The organism is Ulvibacterium sp., assembly GCF_965248315.1.
GTDB lineage: Bacteria > Bacteroidota > Bacteroidia > Flavobacteriales > Flavobacteriaceae > Ulvibacterium.
On record NZ_CBDFIX010000002.1, the window covers coordinates 2,535,129 to 2,552,500 of the forward strand.

Annotated in this window: 16 protein-coding genes and 1 rRNA gene (1 of these 17 only partly in view); 8 read left to right on the top strand and 9 right to left on the bottom strand. The window is 42.9% G+C overall.

The genetic code is table 11. From position 1 onward, the window contains the following. Window positions 1-37: 37 nt before the first annotated feature. A complete protein-coding gene (locus ACP2AF_RS12620) occupies window positions 38-439 on the bottom strand; it encodes an RNA-binding S4 domain-containing protein (RefSeq protein ID WP_425236515.1) in 402 nt (133 codons plus the stop codon). Window positions 440-517: 78 nt separating this feature from the next. Between ACP2AF_RS12620 and ACP2AF_RS12625 the strand changes: the two genes are divergently transcribed. Then, on the top strand, window positions 518-1,471 hold the full coding sequence (locus tag ACP2AF_RS12625) for a hypothetical protein (RefSeq protein WP_425236516.1): 954 nt from the start codon (window positions 518-520) through the stop codon (window positions 1,469-1,471). A gap of 74 nt (window positions 1,472-1,545) precedes the next feature. Here the strand turns inward: ACP2AF_RS12625 and ACP2AF_RS12630 are convergent, their stop codons facing one another. From ACP2AF_RS12630 to ACP2AF_RS12640, 3 genes are read right to left on the bottom strand one after another with little or no spacing between them, the layout of a single operon-like run. Next, window positions 1,546-2,136, bottom strand: a complete 591-nt coding sequence (locus tag ACP2AF_RS12630; RefSeq protein WP_425236517.1) for a porin family protein — start codon at window positions 2,134-2,136, stop codon at window positions 1,546-1,548. A gap of 46 nt (window positions 2,137-2,182) precedes the next feature. Then, window positions 2,183-3,136 carry a transketolase family protein gene (locus ACP2AF_RS12635; RefSeq protein ID WP_425236518.1) on the bottom strand — a complete coding sequence of 318 codons (954 nt, stop codon included), beginning with the start codon at window positions 3,134-3,136 and terminating at the stop codon, window positions 2,183-2,185. A 60-nt stretch (window positions 3,137-3,196) separates the two neighbouring features. Then, window positions 3,197-4,042: a transketolase gene (locus tag ACP2AF_RS12640; protein ID WP_425236519.1), complete on the bottom strand. Its 846-nt coding sequence runs from the start codon at window positions 4,040-4,042 to the stop codon at window positions 3,197-3,199. A 160-nt stretch (window positions 4,043-4,202) separates the two neighbouring features. Between ACP2AF_RS12640 and tgt the strand changes: the two genes are divergently transcribed. The 5 genes from tgt to ACP2AF_RS12665 all read left to right on the top strand — a co-directional run bounded on the left by tgt (window position 4,203) and on the right by ACP2AF_RS12665 (window position 10,558). Beyond that, window positions 4,203-5,333, top strand: a complete 1,131-nt coding sequence (gene tgt / locus ACP2AF_RS12645) for a tRNA guanosine(34) transglycosylase Tgt (protein WP_425236520.1) — start codon at window positions 4,203-4,205, stop codon at window positions 5,331-5,333. A gap of 1 nt (window position 5,334) precedes the next feature. Next, entirely contained in the window at window positions 5,335-6,408 is a 1,074-nt protein-coding gene (locus ACP2AF_RS12650; RefSeq protein ID WP_425236521.1) for an LptF/LptG family permease, read from the top strand. 98 nt (window positions 6,409-6,506) lie between these two features. After that, window positions 6,507-7,460 carry an acetyl-CoA carboxylase carboxyltransferase subunit alpha gene (locus ACP2AF_RS12655; RefSeq protein WP_425236522.1) on the top strand — a complete coding sequence of 318 codons (954 nt, stop codon included), beginning with the start codon at window positions 6,507-6,509 and terminating at the stop codon, window positions 7,458-7,460. Window positions 7,461-7,627: 167 nt separating this feature from the next. Further along, entirely contained in the window at window positions 7,628-9,178 is a 1,551-nt protein-coding gene (dnaB, locus tag ACP2AF_RS12660) for a replicative DNA helicase (protein ID WP_425236523.1), read from the top strand. Between the two features lie 117 nt (window positions 9,179-9,295). Continuing rightward, a complete protein-coding gene (locus tag ACP2AF_RS12665) occupies window positions 9,296-10,558 on the top strand; it encodes an asparagine synthetase B (RefSeq protein WP_425236524.1) in 1,263 nt (420 codons plus the stop codon). 88 nt (window positions 10,559-10,646) lie between these two features. Here the strand turns inward: ACP2AF_RS12665 and ACP2AF_RS12670 are convergent, their stop codons facing one another. Continuing rightward, a complete protein-coding gene (locus ACP2AF_RS12670; RefSeq protein ID WP_425236525.1) occupies window positions 10,647-11,444 on the bottom strand; it encodes an HAD family hydrolase in 798 nt (265 codons plus the stop codon). A 95-nt stretch (window positions 11,445-11,539) separates the two neighbouring features. Here ACP2AF_RS12670 and ACP2AF_RS12675 point away from each other — a divergent pair, with 95 nt between their 5' ends. Beyond that, complete coding sequence (locus ACP2AF_RS12675; protein WP_425236526.1) at window positions 11,540-11,962, top strand: secondary thiamine-phosphate synthase enzyme YjbQ; 423 nt, start codon at window positions 11,540-11,542, stop codon at window positions 11,960-11,962. Between the two features lie 49 nt (window positions 11,963-12,011). On the opposite strand, the gene rplT is transcribed toward ACP2AF_RS12675, so the two are convergent. The 4 genes from rplT to thrS form a co-directional block, all read right to left on the bottom strand. Continuing rightward, complete coding sequence (rplT, locus tag ACP2AF_RS12680; RefSeq protein ID WP_282161564.1) at window positions 12,012-12,356, bottom strand: 50S ribosomal protein L20; 345 nt, start codon at window positions 12,354-12,356, stop codon at window positions 12,012-12,014. Window positions 12,357-12,512: 156 nt separating this feature from the next. Continuing rightward, the gene (rpmI, locus tag ACP2AF_RS12685; protein ID WP_425236527.1) at window positions 12,513-12,710 is read right to left on the bottom strand and encodes a 50S ribosomal protein L35; all 198 of its coding nucleotides are present in this window, start codon (window positions 12,708-12,710) and stop codon (window positions 12,513-12,515) included. A gap of 169 nt (window positions 12,711-12,879) precedes the next feature. Continuing rightward, complete coding sequence (gene infC / locus ACP2AF_RS12690; RefSeq protein WP_425238030.1) at window positions 12,880-13,434, bottom strand: translation initiation factor IF-3; 555 nt, start codon at window positions 13,432-13,434, stop codon at window positions 12,880-12,882. A gap of 33 nt (window positions 13,435-13,467) precedes the next feature. Further along, entirely contained in the window at window positions 13,468-15,408 is a 1,941-nt protein-coding gene (gene thrS, locus ACP2AF_RS12695; RefSeq protein WP_425236528.1) for a threonine--tRNA ligase, read from the bottom strand. Window positions 15,409-15,978: 570 nt separating this feature from the next. On the opposite strand from thrS, the gene ACP2AF_RS12700 reads away from it, so the two are divergent. Next, window positions 15,979-17,372: ribosomal RNA gene (locus tag ACP2AF_RS12700) — 16S ribosomal RNA — on the top strand (it continues 132 nt past the right edge of the window).

Sequence of the window (17,372 nt, forward strand, 5' to 3'; positions counted from 1 at the left end):
TGTTTCAAATATAAAAAAACTGTGGTTACATTAAATCCTAATTGTCGCTTTCATCATCTTCAAGAAAAGGGGAGGGGGTATCCAAATAATCTTCAATTTCCCTACGATCTTTTTTTGTAGGTCGGCCTGTTCCTTTCTTTCGATAATAGTCCTTGGAATACTTCAATAATTCGTTGGTTTCAAAGGCCTCTTTTGGTGTCATATCCTTTCTATAGATGTCTACTAATTTTGCGCCTACCCTGGAAGGGGGGATTTGCAGAATTTGTAATTGATAATCGATTTGGTTTTTCCGAACCACAAGGGTATCCGTTGGATATACTTCCCGTGAAGGCTTTGCAATGTGACCATTAATCTTAACATGGCCCTTTTTACAGGCATTGGATGCCAAGTTCCGTGTTTTAAAATAGCGGGTACTCCAAAGGAACTTGTCAATACGCATTTCCCTTCAAAATTGTTTGTTAACGATTCCTGCAAAAATACGGGAAAATTGTATCTTGCCGCCCTTAAAGATTGCCTAATGAAAAGATTTCAACTTGCAGTGCCATTGATGCTACTGATTCTCTTGGGGTCATGTAAGAACGACGACAATGGACCGGCAGCGGAAATAGTGCCCCCTAGAATGTTGAGCGAAGTTGCCGCCGAGGATGAAGAAGAATTGCAAGAATTCCTAAAGTCCCATTTCTACAACTATGAGGATTTTGAGGAACCTATTGATCCTGGTTTCGATATGATTGTACGGATTGATACAATTGCTGGGGACAACGCCGATAAAAGACCGCTTTGGGAGGATATTCAAAGCGAAAGTGTTGTTGTGGAATCCTCGGATTTTGGATTGGATGATGGGGAAGAAATTCAACACAATCTGTATTATGTGGTTGTTAGGGAAGGCGTGGGTGGAAGCCCTACATTTGCTGACAATACAGTGCTCCGATACGAAGGTTCCTTTTTGGATGGTAATGCCTTTGATGCTTCCAATACCCCTGTAAATCAATACCTCTCCGGAAACCTTATTCCAGGGTACGCCATTGGGGTGGAAAAACTTAATGCAGGCGAAGGCCCTTTTGATAATGGTGATGGGACGGTAAGTTTCATGGATTATGGTATTGGAATACTATTTATACCTTCAGGTTTAGGCTATTTTGACAGGCCACCACCCGGTTCAGGGATACCTCAATACATCCCATTAATTTTTAAGATCGATGTTTTGTCCTTCGAGCCGGATACCGATTTTGATGGTGATGGTATTCCTTCCATTTTGGAAGATGTAAACGGAGATGGGGATTTGAGCAATGACAATACGGACGAGGACACGGAACCTTTTGGTGTGTTTTTGGCCAATCACAATGATACGGATGATGATGCAGATGGCATACCCACGCGTGACGAAATTGATATTGATGAAGAGGGTAATGTTACCTTCCGCGATACGGACGGCGATGGGATATGGGACCATTTGGATAATGATGGATAAACTTCCTGGATATCCAGTAAATAAAAGGCCCCGCGAGTTTATTGCTCGCGGGGCCTTTTATTACAATACTTTTATTATAATTTTAAGGAGAGACTTACGATAAGCTGATCCGGACGGGTATCTATCCTACTTGGGCCCACCGAGGTGATATTGGTATTAATAAATTCAGCCTCATTGTTACTGAACCCCCTTTCGTATCTTACATCAACACCTAGTTTTCCCAAATTTACCCCTGCGCCGATATTAACGCCTACGGTAAAATCGTTTTCCACATCATCGATATCGATACCATCAAATTCCGTATTGAGGATATACTGAAAAGACGGGCCTGCAAAAACATGTAAGGGACCAATGACTTTAGCCCCTAGGAGTACAGGGACATCAAGCTTACTCATGTTAAAATCACCCCCGTCATAGTCAGACTTCGTCCTAGTATACACCAATTCCGGCCTCAAATAAAGTCTGCTGATTTCTAATTTGCCGAACAGCCCAATATGGTATCCCACATTTCTATCGGGATCTCGGGCCACATCCCCGACCGATTCGAAATAATCGCCATTGGCATTGTAGTTTAATCCGGCTTTTATACCAAACCCGGAATCTTTTTGTGCAAACGCAGCAGTACCTAAAAAAAGGCATGCTGCGCAAAGAAGTAGATGTTTCATAGTGTTCGTTTTTAATATCCAAGTGATATCAAAAACGATACCACTGTTACTTTCTTTTCAACACTCTCAAAACGGCCTCCTCGATCGCTTTATTGTTTAGACCGTATTTGTCCATTAGCTGATCCGGAGTGCCACTTTCGCCAAAAGTATCCTTGGTGGCAACGAATTGCTGAGGCGCAGGATATTGAGCAGCAAGGGTTCGCGCAATACTTTCGCCCAGACCGCCTAAGTAGTTATGCTCTTCCGCGGATACTACACAACCTGTTTTTTTAACAGACTTTAACACGGCTTCCTCATCCAGGGGCTTAATGGTGTGAATGTTGATAACTTCTGCGGAGATACCTTGATTTTCCAGATTTTCAGCGGCTATTAACGCCTGCCATACCAAATGTCCGGTAGCAAGTATGGTAACATCGGTTCCTTCATTTAGAAGCAAGGCTTTCCCAATTTCAAACTCTTGGTCGGCCGGAGTAAAATTGGCCACTTTAGGCCTACCAAACCTCAGGTAAACCGGACCTTTATAATCTGCAATGGCTAATGTAGCAGCCTTGGTCTGGTTGTAATCGCAAGGGTTTATGACAGTCATTCCGGGAAGCATCTTCATCAACCCGATGTCTTCCAATATTTGATGTGTTGCACCATCTTCCCCTAAGGTGATTCCCGCATGTGAAGCGCAGATTTTTACATTTTTCCCAGAATAGGCTATGGATTGCCGTATTTGATCATAAACCCTACCCGTGGCAAAGTTGGCAAAGGTACTGGCAAAGGGTATTTTGCCACCAATGGTAAGCCCGGCGGCTATCCCCATCATATTGGCTTCGGCTATCCCGATCTGAAAGAAACGATCTGGGTTTTCAGCAATGAACGTATCAATTTTTAATGACCCCACCAAATCGGCACACAAGGCCACTACATTGGGATTGCTCCTCCCCAATTCGGTCATTCCTGCACCATATCCGCTTCTTGTATCGTTTTTCCCTTGGTCTATATATTTTTTCATCGAAATGTGATTTTTTGTTGTACCCGAAAAAGCGGGCGTCTTTATAAAAGGGATTTGCTTTCAATAATCTCCCAATGTCTCAGGATTTTGTGCCAATGCCGTTTCCAGTTGGTCATCGTTAGGTGCCTTTCCATGCCATGCATGAGTATGCATCATAAAATCCACACCATGTCCCATAACCGTATTCATAATAATGCAAACAGGTTTTCCCTTTCCGGTTCTGTTCTTTGCTTCCTGCAGCCCCGCAATAACTTCTTCCAAGTTATTACCATCCTGTATCTCCAGGACATCCCAACCAAAGGCAGTAAACTTTTCATTGAGATTGCCCAAGGGTAGAACTTCTGCCGTAGGACCATCGATTTGTTGTCCGTTACGGTCAATGGTAGAAATCAAATTATCCACCTTGTTTCCCGCCGCGTACATAATGGCCTCCCAGTTCTGACCTTCCTGCAATTCGCCATCGCCATGTAAGCTGTAGACAAGATGACCATCACCGTTAAGTTTTTTGGCCAAGGCAGCACCTATGGCTACCGACATTCCCTGTCCCAAGGATCCCGAGGCTACCCGAACGCCAGGAAGGCCCTCGTGCGTAGTTGGATGTCCTTGCAAACGAGAATCTATCAAGCGAAAAGTATTCAGCTCTTCCACTGGGAAATAGCCTTTGCGGGCAAGTACACTATAAAAAACCGGTGAAATATGCCCATTGGATAAAAAGAAAAGATCCTCACCTGCACCATCCATATCAAAACCCTCTTTGAGTTCCATAATTTCATGGTATAGGGAAACGAAAAATTCGGTACAACCAAGAGATCCGCCAGGATGGCCGGAATTTACTTTATGTACCATCCGAAGGATATCCCTACGGGTTTGGACAACAATGTCCTCTAAAGCTTTAATGTCTGACATGGTCATTTTTTTAATGATTTCAAAAGTAGGAGCAATCTTTTGGGTATCCAAACGGTAATTATAATATTTTATCAACCGGGACAAATACAAGGAACTTTATTTTTTTGTTAAGGACATTATGCAGGGCAGATGACTATATTTGCCACTTTAATGGTGAATTTTGAAGTTTACTTTACATGATACTGATTCCCAGAGTAAGGCAAGGGCCGGTACGATAACCACATTCCATGGCGTGATCGAGACCCCAATTTTTATGCCAGTGGGTACAGTCGCTTCCGTAAAGGGAGTGCACCAGAGGGAATTGAAACAGGATATAGACCCGGATATAATCCTGGGGAATACCTATCATCTCTTTTTACGGCCCAAAACACATATTTTAAGGGAGGCCGGTGGTCTACATAAATTTATGGGATGGGACAGAAATATCCTGACGGATAGTGGGGGGTATCAGGTGTATTCCCTTTCTGCCAACCGAAAGATCAAGGAAGAAGGTGTGAAATTTAAATCCCATATTGATGGGTCTATGCACTTTTTCACACCAGAAAACGTAATGGAGATCCAACGGACCATAGGCGCGGACATTATTATGGCCTTTGATGAATGTACGCCGTACCCCTGTGAATATACGTATGCCGAAAGATCCATGAAAATGACCCACAGATGGTTGGACCGTTGTTTGGCACATTTGGAAAAAACTCCTGTGGAATATGGTTTTGATCAAGCTTTTTTTCCAATAGTACAGGGGTCCGTTTTTAAAGATCTTCGGAAGCAATCTGCCGAATATATTGCCAATGTTGGTGCTGAGGGCAATGCCATCGGTGGCCTTTCCGTTGGCGAACCAGCTGAGGATATGTATGAAATGACTGAAGTGGTCTGCGCTATTCTTCCCCAGGATAAACCCAGATATCTTATGGGCGTTGGTACGCCGATAAACATTCTTGAAAATATTGCCTTGGGCATAGATATGTTCGATTGTGTTATGCCTACACGAAATGCCAGGAACGGGATGCTTTTTACGGCTCACGGAACTATTAATATCAAGAACAAGAAATGGGAAAATGATTTTTCTCCGGTAGACGATATGGGAATTACATTTGTAGATTTGGAATATTCAAAAGCCTATCTACGCCATTTGTTCGCAGCCAATGAGTATTTGGGCAAACAGATAGCGACCATTCATAATTTGGGATTTTATCTATGGTTGGTGCGTGAGGCTAGAAAGCATATTTTGAAGGGTGATTTTATGGAATGGAAGAACAAAATGGTGAAGCAAATGGATAAAAGACTATAGGGTGACCATTATAGACAGATACATACTAAAACGTTATTTGGTAACCTTTGTGGTGATGTTATTATTGTTTATCCCTATTGGGATTATGGCCAATTTGGCGGAACAAATCGGTAAGATGATAGACAATGAGGCTCCACTGAACGAGATTCTGATCTATTATCTCAATTTCACCATCTACATTGGCAGTCTATTGTTTCCTATCTTCCTGTTCCTATCCATTATATTCTTTACCTCCAAATTAGCGAGCAATACGGAAATAGTGGCAATTTTAAGTTCGGGAGTGTCCTATGGGCGTTTTCTTAGACCCTATCTCATAGGCGCCACCATTATTGCCTTCGTCATGTTGACCATGGGGATGTTTCTAGTGCCCAACGCTAGCAAAGGATTCAATGAGTTTAAGTATAAATATCTGAAGAAGGGGAAGCAGGACAGGGTTACCAGCAATATCTTTAATCAATTGAATGAAAATGATTTTATATACGTAAGCAGTTTTGATCCGGCACGGAAAATTGGATATAACTTCACCTTTGAAAGATTTACCGATGAGGACCAATTGGAATTTAAGATTTCCGCAACGAACATTCGGTGGATAGATAGTTTATATCGATTGACCTCTTATCGAAAAAGAATAGTAAAGGGAGATACCGCTATTATAGAATCAAAACGGAGATTGGACACCCTATTTACCTTTAAAATAGATGATTTGACCCCGGTATCCTATATTGCCGAGACCAAAAACTTGGCAGAACTCAATAAGTTTATCGACGATCAAAAAAGAAAAGGCGCCTCCAACATCAACTCCTATATTTTGGTGAAATACAAGCGATGGGCCATGCCCATAAGTGCCTTTATCCTAACGCTTATAGCCGTGGCCGTTTCTTCTGTAAAACGAAGGGGTGGAATGGGCATTAACCTAGCTTTTGGTATTGGAGTCGCTTTTATCTACATTTTTTTCGATAGGGTATTCGGTACCTTGGCGGAACAATCCGGTTTTTCTCCCATATTGGCTGTGATTATTCCCAATCTACTTTTTGGAATTTTGGCTTTCTATTTATTGCAGAAAGCTAAAAGATAGGTATTGTTCCAATTTTTTAAGTAGTATTCAAAAATAAAACCACTTCAAAACTATAGACTATAAAATTTTATATTTGCCTAACAAACTAAACTGGAACAATGGAGTATTTGGATTTTGAACTACCGATCAAAGAACTTGAAGAACAGTTGGACAAGTGTCTGGTCATTGGAGAGGAGAGCGATGTGGATGTCAGCGAAACCTGCAAACAGATTGAAAAAAAGTTGACCCAGACGCGGAAGGATATCTATAAAAACCTAACCGCCTGGCAGCGGGTACAATTATCAAGACATCCCAATAGGCCCTATACTTTGGACTATATCCGTGCCATTTGCGGGGATTCCTTTTTGGAGTTGCATGGAGATAGAAATGTAAAGGATGATAAGGCCATGATCGGCGGTCTGGGAAAAATCGGGGATCAAAGCTTTATGTTCATAGGTCAACAAAAGGGCTACAATACCAAAACCAGACAATACCGGAATTTTGGTATGGCCAATCCTGAAGGATATCGTAAAGCATTACGGTTGATGAAATCAGCTGAAAAATTTGGTATACCCGTGGTCTGTTTTATAGACACACCTGGGGCATATCCGGGGATTGAAGCGGAGCAACGGGGACAAGGTGAGGCCATTGCAAGAAATATCTTGGAAATGACCCGACTTAAAGTTCCGATTATTGTTGTAATTATTGGAGAAGGAGCTTCCGGAGGCGCCTTGGGAATTGGAGTAGGGGATAGGGTCTTAATGTTGGAGAATACTTGGTATTCGGTCATATCTCCGGAATCCTGTTCATCCATTCTTTGGAGAAGTTGGGAGTTTAAGGAACAAGCTGCGGAGGCTCTAAAGCTTACTGCGACGGACATGAAAAAACTAAAGTTGATCGACGAAATTGTGAGGGAACCTGCAGGGGGTGCCCATGGCAATCGTGACAAGGCATTTGAGATTGTAAAAAATAAAATTACCTCCCATTTTCAGGAATTGGAAAAGTTATCACCAAAAGAATTGGTAAAACTCCGGATGGAAAAATATGCAAATATGGGTGTGTTTAACGGCTGATAGGCTGATTTATAATGCCAAAAAAAATCCGGGGACCCAGGTCTCCGGTTTTTTTTTGTTATCAACACTTTTTCGTAACTTATAAACAAGGTAAATGTTAACCAATGGTGAATATCGTTTCTCCATTTGTAAAGTTAACTTAAGGTTAATTCTATATTTTCGTAGCCATGGAAAAACCGAATCCGATTATTGGACGCAAAATAGACAAATCCACCATAATCAACTTGGAAAGGGGTAAAATACCACCTCAATCCGTTGATTTAGAGGAAGTTGTGCTTGGAGCTATGATGATCGATAAAAAAGGTGTGGACGAAGTAATCGATATCCTACATCCCGAGGTTTTTTATAAGGACGCCCATAGGTTCATTTACGAAGCCATCTTTAAATTGTTCGAAACGTCAGAACCCGTGGATTTATTAACCGTTTCTACCCAGTTAAGGAAAGATGGTAGGTTAGAGTCCATTGGAGGGGATTTTTATCTGATAAAATTGACCCAAAAGGTGGCCTCTTCGGCCCATATTGAATTTCATGCAAGAATAATCCTTCAAAAATACATTCAACGTAGTCTTATCAAAATATCCAATGAAATTATTGAAGAGGCCTACGATGATGGGACGGATGTTTTTGACCTTTTGGACAATGCAGAATCCAAGTTGTACGATGTTACCCAAGGGAACCTAAAACGTTCAGCAGAAACCGCCCAGAATTTGGTCATACAGGCCAAGAAACGTATAGAAGAGATTGCCAATAAAGAGGGTTTAAGCGGTATTCCTTCGGGGTTTGACAAGGTTGATAAACTCACCTCCGGTTGGCAACCTAGCGATTTGGTAATCATTGCAGCAAGACCCGGTATGGGTAAAACCGCTTTGGTACTTTCCATGGCACGTAATATTGCCGTTAATGCGGATGTGCCCGTGGCCTTCTTTTCTTTGGAAATGTCCTCCGTACAATTGATTACAAGGTTAATATCCTCGGAAACCGGCCTATCTTCGGAAAAATTGAGGACCGGAAGATTGGAAAAGCATGAATGGGAACAACTGAACGTTAAGGTAAAGGCCTTGGAAAAAGCTCCGTTGTTCATTGATGATACGCCGTCTCTTTCCATCTTCGATCTAAGGGCCAAAGCAAGAAGGTTATCATCACAGCATAAAATAAAGCTGATTATTATAGATTATCTACAACTAATGACCGCCGGTGGAAGCCAGAAAGGGGGTAATCGGGAACAGGAAATTTCAACCATTTCCAGAAATTTAAAAGCTTTGGCAAAAGAATTGGACGTACCTGTCATTGCGCTGTCCCAGCTTTCAAGGGCCGTTGAGACCAGAGGGGGCAGTAAAAGACCCATTCTTTCGGATTTAAGGGAATCCGGAGCCATTGAGCAGGATGCGGACATCGTATCCTTTATCTACAGACCGGAATACTACAAAATAGATGAATGGGACGATGAAGAACGTACACCCACCCAAGGTCAAGCAGAGTTCATTGTGGCCAAGCATAGAAATGGCGGATTGGACAATATCCGCTTAAAGTTCATCGGGCAACTGGGTAAATTCGATAATTTGGATGATTTTGATTCACCGTTTGAATTTCAATCCAAAATGAATGCGGATGAGGAAAATCCATTTTTGACCAAAAACCTACCCGATGCCAACCAAGCTTTCGGAAGTTCCATGAACGATACCCTTGATCCAGAGGATGATAACGACGTTCCTTTTTAGGTAAAAACTCAGTATTAAAGACTTGCTTTAAGAACGTTTTTCAGGAATGATTAACGTATAACCTAAGGGATATCCCCAATTTTCGCTTAACTTTGATTGGAATCTAATAGCCGTTTTATGAGTAGGATTCTGTTCTCTTCTATTTTCGTTCTTTTTTCTTTTCAAATTTCTGCCTCTTCCATTCTTATCCCCATGGATGCCGAAGGACAAAAAAATCACTTAAAAGCATATGGAATTACCTATTGGGTCCTTACCAAACAGCAAAAAGTACAATGGCTTTTGAACTATAGGGGAGGTTCCTTTCTCTTGCCTGATGGTGAAAGTATACGTAAGGAATGTCAGATTAGGGGGGTATCCTTCGAGATTCTGTCCGATAATCAGGCCCAGGCCATTCTAGACGATATCAGTAGCCCTTCCCAAAATCAGGAGGCGGTGATATTGGAGAAGGCACCCAAAATTGCGGTATATTCCCCTAAGGGAAACCAGCCTTGGGACGATGCGGTGACTATGGTACTCACCTATGCCGAGATTCCCTACGTAACCGTGTATGATGAGGAAGTTTTGGATGATAAATTGGTGCTATACGATTGGCTTCACCTGCATCATGAGGATTTTACTGGACAATATGGGAAATTTTATGGGGCATATCGTGCGGCACCTTGGTATATTGAACAAAAGCAAGAGGCCGAATCGTTGGCCTCTAAATTGGGATTTACCAAAGTTTCGGAAGCAAAAAGGGCCGTAGCCCTTAAGATCAGGAGATATGTTATTGGAGGAGGTTTTATGTTCGCCATGTGCTCGGCAACGGACAGTTTTGATATTGCCCTTGCGGCCGATGAGATCGATATTTGTGAACCCATGTTCGATGGCGATCCGTCAGATGCCAACTATCAAAGCAAGTTGGATTTTGGAAAGACCTTTGCGTTCAAGGATTTTACACTGGAACGTAGTCCATTGCGCTACGAGTTTTCATCCATAGACATGACCAATAAGCGGGGCAACGTGCCCAAAGAGTCCGATTATTTTTCCTTAATGGATTTCTCCGCAAAATGGGACCCTGTGCCTACCATGCTTTGCCAAAACCATACGGCATTGGTCAAGGGATTTATGGGACAGACCACGGCGTTTACAAGGGATGAGGTGAAACCAACGGTTATGGTATTGGGCGAGAACAAGATAAACGGCGAGGCGCGTTACATACATGGAATAAAGGGGAAGGGCTTTTTTACATTTTATGGGGGCCATGATCCTGAAGACTATCAGCACCGAGTAGGTGATCCAAAAACTGAATTGGAATTACATCCTACTTCGCCAGGGTATCGCTTAATTTTAAACAATGTCCTATTTCCCGCTGCAAGGAAAAAGAAACAGAAAACGTAATAGACTTTGTTTAGCACTAAGTTTTTGGACTGCAAAGGGAAAAGTAGTAGTATGGAAAAAGCACAAACCTTTCTTTGAATACCGAACATCAAGCATCCAACAATCTTTCCAAAACCCGTTCTACTCCAAAATCATTGTTGCCGCCAGCTGAATATTTGGCAATTTCCTTGACCCTGGGATGGGCGTTTTTCATCGCAAAACTATAGTCCGCCAGGGCCAACATTTCCAAGTCGTTATTGTAATCGCCAAAGACCATAACTTCACTTGAAGATAGCTTATAGCGCTCCATAAGCTTTCCAAGGGCGTGCCCTTTATGGGCATCGACATGGTTTAGATCTACCCAATGCTGTCCTGAGACCTTTACCTTCACCAAATGTTCCAGATCTTTCATTTCCGGATAGATGAATTCTTCGGCGTTACGGTTGTGATAGACGGCAATTTTAACGATTTCGTCCGAAACATCATTCAGATTCTCATAGATTTCAAAATTGGCATAGTATTCCTTAAGCTCATTTAAAAAAGGAGTAGACCTTCCATCAAAATAGGCCTTGTATTTGCCACAGAGCATGGCATGTGCCCCTTCTATCGCTTCAATTTTCGTAAGTAGACTGTTCTTTAACCCAGGGGATAGGGGAGTGGCGAGCAATTCGGTTTCCCGTTCCCTGACCAGGGCCCCATTTTCGGCGATAACGATAATATCTTCCTTTATGGAATCCAATTTGTCCACAATACTATTGTATTGTCTACCACTGGCCGCTGTAAAAAGAATCCCTTTTTTGCGCAACTGTTGAAAAAGGTCAAAAAAGCGTTCGCTAACCTCATGATTGGAGTTTAATAGGGTACCGTCCATATCCGTAACCACCATCTTGATCTGTGATAAATCCATATGTCTTAAATGCTAAAGCAGCAAAGGTATTCCAAAGGATTCAAATTATGCTTTATGGCCATAAAGTTTTACATTTAATTTATATTCGAATATTCATGAAGTTTTTTCAAAAAGAACTAAGACTACCACCCTTTCCAAGAGGATTCCATTTGATAACGGCATCCATTTTAAAGGCCGTTCCAGAGCTTCAGGACATAAAAATTGGCACGTTACAAGTGTTCATCAAACACACTTCGGCAAGTTTAACGATTAATGAAAATGCCGATCCTACCGTTCGTATGGATTTTGAGAGTCATATGAATGTGATGGTACCAGAGGATAGGCCCTATTATGTTCATACCTATGAAGGACCGGATGATATGCCAGCACATATCAAGGCTTCTTTAATGGGGTCTTCAGTCCAAGTACCCATTACCAATGGAAGGATGAATTTAGGCATTTGGCAGGGCATATATCTTTGCGAACATCGGAACAATGCCTCTGGAAGGAATTTGGTGATCACTTTAATGGGAACATAAAAAAAACCGGCCCTATGGACCGGTTTTAAAGCGAGATATCTTAAATGGATTATTTTACTTTATCAACTATAGCTTTAAAAGCTTCAGGATGATTCATGGCCAAATCCGCCAAAACCTTTCTGTTTAGCTCAATATCGTTCGCCTTTACCTTGCCCATGAACTGGGAGTAGGACATTCCATGTAAACGTGCACCCGCGTTAATTCGGGTAATCCACAAGGAGCGAAAATTTCTTTTTTTGTTTCTACGGTCCCTATAGGCATAAAGCATTGCTTTTTCTACCGCATTTTTAGCGACTGTCCAAACGTTCTTACGTCTTCCAAAGTATCCTTTGGCCTGCTTCATCACCTTTTTTCTCCGGGCTCTGGAAGCAACTGAATTTACTGATCTTGGCATAATGTTTAATTTTTTGTAGCAGGCGGTTTAAAATTACTTGGAATCCGGTTTTAACTATTGAATGATTTTCTTTAAATCAATATTTAGAACCTATAATTTGAAACACTTTGAATTGCCCGACTCCAGGGTTACTATTAATTTACCTCAATTACTGTTTTACTTTAAACGCAATTGTTCTTTAATACTGTTCACATCCGATTGATGTACCAATGTGGAATGTGTTAAAGCAAGCTTTCGCTTTTTGGATTTTTTTGTCAGAATATGACTTTTAAAAGCATGCTTTCGTTTAATTTTTCCTGTACCGGTTAGCTTAAAACGCTTTTTGGCACTGGACTTAGTTTTCATTTTAGGCATCTTATTCCTAGTTTAATTTAAATGCACTCTTTTAATTAGTAATCAATTTTAGACCTTTCTGAGTGCACTGAAAAGGTTGTAAAAAGATAATCTCGCTTGTTTATGCTGAACAAGCCCTCAAGGGCTTGACTCAGTATTCGTTAAATACCGTATAAAACGGCGGTTATTTTTATTTTTTTGTCTTAGGGGCAATGAACATGGTCATACGTTTCCCTTCCAATCTTGGCATTTGCTCAACTTTACCAACTTCTTCCAGTTCCGAGGCCAATCTCAACAATAATATTTCCCCTTTGTCCTTGTATACTATGGAACGGCCTTTAAAGAAAACATAAGCCTTTAATTTGGCTCCGTCCTTTAAAAACTTTTCCGCATGCTTCTTCTTAAACTCGTAATCATGGTCGTCCGTATTGGGACCGAACCGTATTTCCTTTACAATTACCTTGGAGGCCTTCGCCTTCATAGCCTTCTCGCGCTTCTTTTGCTCATAAAGGAATTTTTTATATTCCATTATTTTACAAACTGGAGGCTCTGCCTTAGGTGATATTTCTACTAAATCCAACCCCATTTCCTCGGCCTTGTCCAATGCCTTTCGGATAGGATAAATGCCAACATCCACATTGTCGCCGACCAATCGTATCTCGGGCGCTAAAATTTTTTCATTGATTCTATGGGGGTTTTTATTCTCCCTTCTAGGTTGGGGCCTAAATCTTTTTCGTATTGCTATGACTTATTCTTTTTAATTAAACTTAAAATTTTTCTAAAACGACTTTAAGGTACTACTTATTTCTCTAGTTACCAAGTGGGCAAAATCACTAATCTGTATAGTTCCCAAATCGTCCCCGCCATGTCTTCTGACCGAGATGGTTTCGTCCTTTTCTTCACTATCTCCTACGATAAGCATAAACGGAATTTTGTTCATTTCCGCTTCACGTATCTTTTTCCCTACAGTTTCGTTCCTATTATCAATGAGCGCGCGAATTTCGTTATTTTCCAAGGAATTTAAAACTTTTTCCGCATATTTTTCATGTTTCTCGCTAACAGGTAGTACGATAGCCTGTTCGGGAATCAGCCATAATGGGAAGTTTCCACCAGTATGTTCCAGTAGAAGGGCTATAAAACGTTCCATACTTCCAAAAGGAGCTCTATGGATCATAACGGGACGGTGTTCCTCATTATCACTTCCCTTATAGGTAAGATCAAAACGTTCGGGCAGATTATAGTCCACCTGAATGGTGCCTAACTGCCAGCTTCGACCTAATGCATCTTTGATCATGAAATCCAACTTTGGACCATAAAAGGCGGCTTCGCCCTTTTCTATCACAAAATCCAAACCTTTTGCTTCTGCCGCATTTATGATTGCTTTTTCCGCCTTTTCCCAGTTCTCTATGGAACCGATGTATTTTTCAGGCGTATCTAAATCCCGTATGGACACTTGGGCGGTGAAATCATCAAAACCCAAAGACCTTAGAACATATAGGGATAGGTCAATTACATTTTTAAACTCCTCATCCAGCTGGTCATTTGTACAAAAAATATGCGCATCATCTTGCGTAAATCCACGAACCCTTGTGAGTCCATGTAATTCACCACTCTGCTCATATCTGTAAACGGTACCGAATTCCGCATAGCGTTTCGGAAGATCACGGTAACTGAACGGCCGGGAATTGTAGATTTCACAATGGTGCGGGCAGTTCATAGGTTTCAATAAAAACTCCTCATCTTCCTTTGGGGTGTGAATAGGCTGAAAACTATCCTCTCCATATTTGGCATAGTGACCAGAGGTAACATAAAGTTCCTTTTGTCCAATGTGAGGAGTTGACACCATTTCGTATCCTGCTTTTTTTTGCGCCTTTTTAAGGAAATCCTCTAATCGTTCACGCAGCGCCGTACCCTTGGGAAGCCATAAAGGCAATCCTTGGCCTACTCTTTTGGAAAACGTAAACAGTTCCAGTTCCTTGCCCAGTTTTCTATGGTCCCGTTTTTTGGCTTCCTCTAAAAGCTCGAGATATTCGGTGAGTTCTTTTTGCTTGGGAAAAGATATCCCATATACACGGGTTAGTTGAGGCTTGTTTTCATCACCACGCCAATAGGCTCCGGCAACACTTAGTATCTTTATAGCCTTCACAATGCCCGTATTGGGGATATGACCACCACGGCAGAGGTCCGTGAAGGTGTCATGGTCACAGAAAGTTATGGTGCCGTCTTCCAGATTTTCTATAAGCTCAACCTTGTATTCGTTATGCTGTGATTTGTAGAAGGCCAATGCTTCGGCTTTGGATACTGGACGCATTTTATAATCGTGTTTACCACGTGCAATTTCCATGGCCCTCTTTTCGATCATTGGAAAATCCTTTTCGGAAACGGTATGTTCCCCAAAATCCACATCATAATAGAACCCATTCTCTATGGCCGGTCCAATGGTCAATTTAATTCCGGGATAAAGATTTTCCAAGGCTTGCGCAACAATATGTGATGTAGAATGCCAAAAGGCCTTTTTGCCTTCTGTATTGTTCCATGTGTATAAAACCAAAGAGCCGTCCTCGTGCAATGGTGTCGTTGTCTCAATTGTGGTTTCATTAAATTTTGCCGAGATAACATTTCGGGCCAAGCCTTCACTAATGCTCTTGGCAACATCCATTGGAGTACTTCCCTGGGCATATTCCTTTATCCCGCCATCCGGTAACGTTATCTTGATCATACTCTAATTTTTGGCAATAGATCCGCAAAGATAGTATCTTATAATCAGGCTAACAATAGATGGGGATGTTTTTGGAGGTTTGCATTTTTATGCATGGCCCCCTGCCTTTGTATTGTTGTTGGTTCTTCTTGATTCCGCTTTTTGTTATGATTCACTCTTTAGCACCATACTGTTATTAAGGAGTACTTGGTATGGCTACCAGCCGTCCTTAAAAATTGTGTATAATGAATAGGCGGATTATTTGCATAAACAAACAAAATGTAGTAATTTCAAAATCCTTTTTTTGGCTGGAAAATATTCTAATTTATTGGCAGCTAAAGGGTTGAAAAAATAAGCTGCAAAAAAAATCAAAAAACCATTTTTAATTCAAAAAACCGGTTTATATTTGCAGCCGCTTTGGGGGATGCCCCGGGCGAATTGAGAAGTTCATATACATATTGTGGAGACGAGGAGTGGGTCTTTAAGAGGGCCTTACTCCGAGGAAACAGACAAGAAAAGCAGATAATGATAATTTAGATCGAGGGCACGGGATCGGGCTTCGGGCGCCGGCGCGTAGATATATACGAGTCGACGATGAAGAGTTTGATCCTGGCTCAGGATGAACGCTAGCGGCAGGCCTAACACATGCAAGTCGAGGGGCAGCATTCTGTGCTTGCACAGAGATGGCGACCGGCGCACGGGTGCGCAACGCGTATGGAACCTGCCCGCTGCAGGGGAATAGCCCGGGGAAACCCGGATTAATGCCCCGTGGTACCCTTTCGCGGCATCGCGAGAGGGTTAAAGCCTACGGGCGGCAGCGGATGGCCATGCGTACCATTAGCAAGTTGGTGGGGTAACGGCCTACCAAAGCTACGATGGTTAGGGGCCCTGAGAGGGGGATCCCCCACACTGGTACTGAGACACGGACCAGACTCCTACGGGAGGCAGCAGTGAGGAATATTGGACAATGGGCGGAGGCCTGATCCAGCCATGCCGCGTGCGGGAAGACGGCCCTACGGGTCGTAAACCGCTTTTGTACGGGAAGAAACCTCCCCACGTGTGGGGAGTTGACGGTACCGTAAGAATAAGGACCGGCTAACTCCGTGCCAGCAGCCGCGGTAATACGGAGGGTCCGAGCGTTATCCGGAATCATTGGGTTTAAAGGGTCCGTAGGCGGGCCGTTAAGTCAGGGGTGAAATACCACGGCTCAACCGTGGAGGTGCCCTTGATACTGGCGGTCTTGAGTCACGGTGGGGCGGCCGGAATATGTGGTGTAGCGGTGAAATGCATAGATATCACATAGAACACCGATCGCGAAGGCAGGTCGCCAACCGTGTACTGACGCTGATGGACGAAAGCGTGGGGAGCGAACGGGATTAGATACCCCGGTAGTCCACGCCGTAAACGATGGACACTAGCTGTCGGGCCCTCGGGCTCGGCGGCCAAGCGAAAGTGATAAGTGTCCCACCTGGGGAGTACGTTCGCAAGAATGAAACTCAAAGGAATTGACGGGGGCCCGCACAAGCGGTGGAGCATGTGGTTTAATTCGATGATACGCGAGGAACCTTACCAGGGCTTAAATGCATAATGACAGGGGTAGAGATACCCTTTTCTTCGGACATTTTGCAAGGTGCTGCATGGTTGTCGTCAGCTCGTGCCGTGAGGTGTCAGGTTAAGTCCTATAACGAGCGCAACCCCTGCCGTTAGTTGCCAGCATGTAAAGATGGGGACTCTAACGGGACTGCCGGTGCAAACCGCGAGGAAGGTGGGGACGACGTCAAATCATCACGGCCCTTACGTCCTGGGCCACACACGTGCTACAATGGCCGGTACAGCGGGAAGCCACCCCGTAAGGGGGCGCGGATCCACAAAACCGGTCACAGTTCGGATCGGGGTCTGCAACCCGACCCCGTGAAGCTGGAATCGCTAGTAATCGGATATCAGCCATGATCCGGTGAATACGTTCCCGGGCCTTGTACACACCG

Coding starts and splice junctions, on each gene's coding strand:
- ACP2AF_RS12620 (WP_425236515.1), bottom strand. CDS start 439: ATGCGTATTGACAAGTTCCTTTGGAGTACCCGCTATTTTAAAACACGG.
- ACP2AF_RS12670 (WP_425236525.1), bottom strand. CDS start 11,444: ATGGATTTATCACAGATCAAGATGGTGGTTACGGATATGGACGGTACC.
- rplT (WP_282161564.1), bottom strand. CDS start 12,356: ATGCCAAGATCAGTAAATTCAGTTGCTTCCAGAGCCCGGAGAAAAAAG.
- dnaB (WP_425236523.1), top strand. CDS start 7,628: ATGGAAAAACCGAATCCGATTATTGGACGCAAAATAGACAAATCCACC.
- ACP2AF_RS12675 (WP_425236526.1), top strand. CDS start 11,540: ATGAAGTTTTTTCAAAAAGAACTAAGACTACCACCCTTTCCAAGAGGA.
- ACP2AF_RS12655 (WP_425236522.1), top strand. CDS start 6,507: ATGGAGTATTTGGATTTTGAACTACCGATCAAAGAACTTGAAGAACAG.
- ACP2AF_RS12625 (WP_425236516.1), top strand. CDS start 518: ATGAAAAGATTTCAACTTGCAGTGCCATTGATGCTACTGATTCTCTTG.
- ACP2AF_RS12635 (WP_425236518.1), bottom strand. CDS start 3,136: ATGAAAAAATATATAGACCAAGGGAAAAACGATACAAGAAGCGGATAT.
- rpmI (WP_425236527.1), bottom strand. CDS start 12,710: ATGCCTAAAATGAAAACTAAGTCCAGTGCCAAAAAGCGTTTTAAGCTA.
- ACP2AF_RS12640 (WP_425236519.1), bottom strand. CDS start 4,042: ATGTCAGACATTAAAGCTTTAGAGGACATTGTTGTCCAAACCCGTAGG.
- thrS (WP_425236528.1), bottom strand. CDS start 15,408: ATGATCAAGATAACGTTACCGGATGGCGGGATAAAGGAATATGCCCAG.
- ACP2AF_RS12665 (WP_425236524.1), top strand. CDS start 9,296: ATGAGTAGGATTCTGTTCTCTTCTATTTTCGTTCTTTTTTCTTTTCAA.
- ACP2AF_RS12630 (WP_425236517.1), bottom strand. CDS start 2,136: ATGAAACATCTACTTCTTTGCGCAGCATGCCTTTTTTTAGGTACTGCT.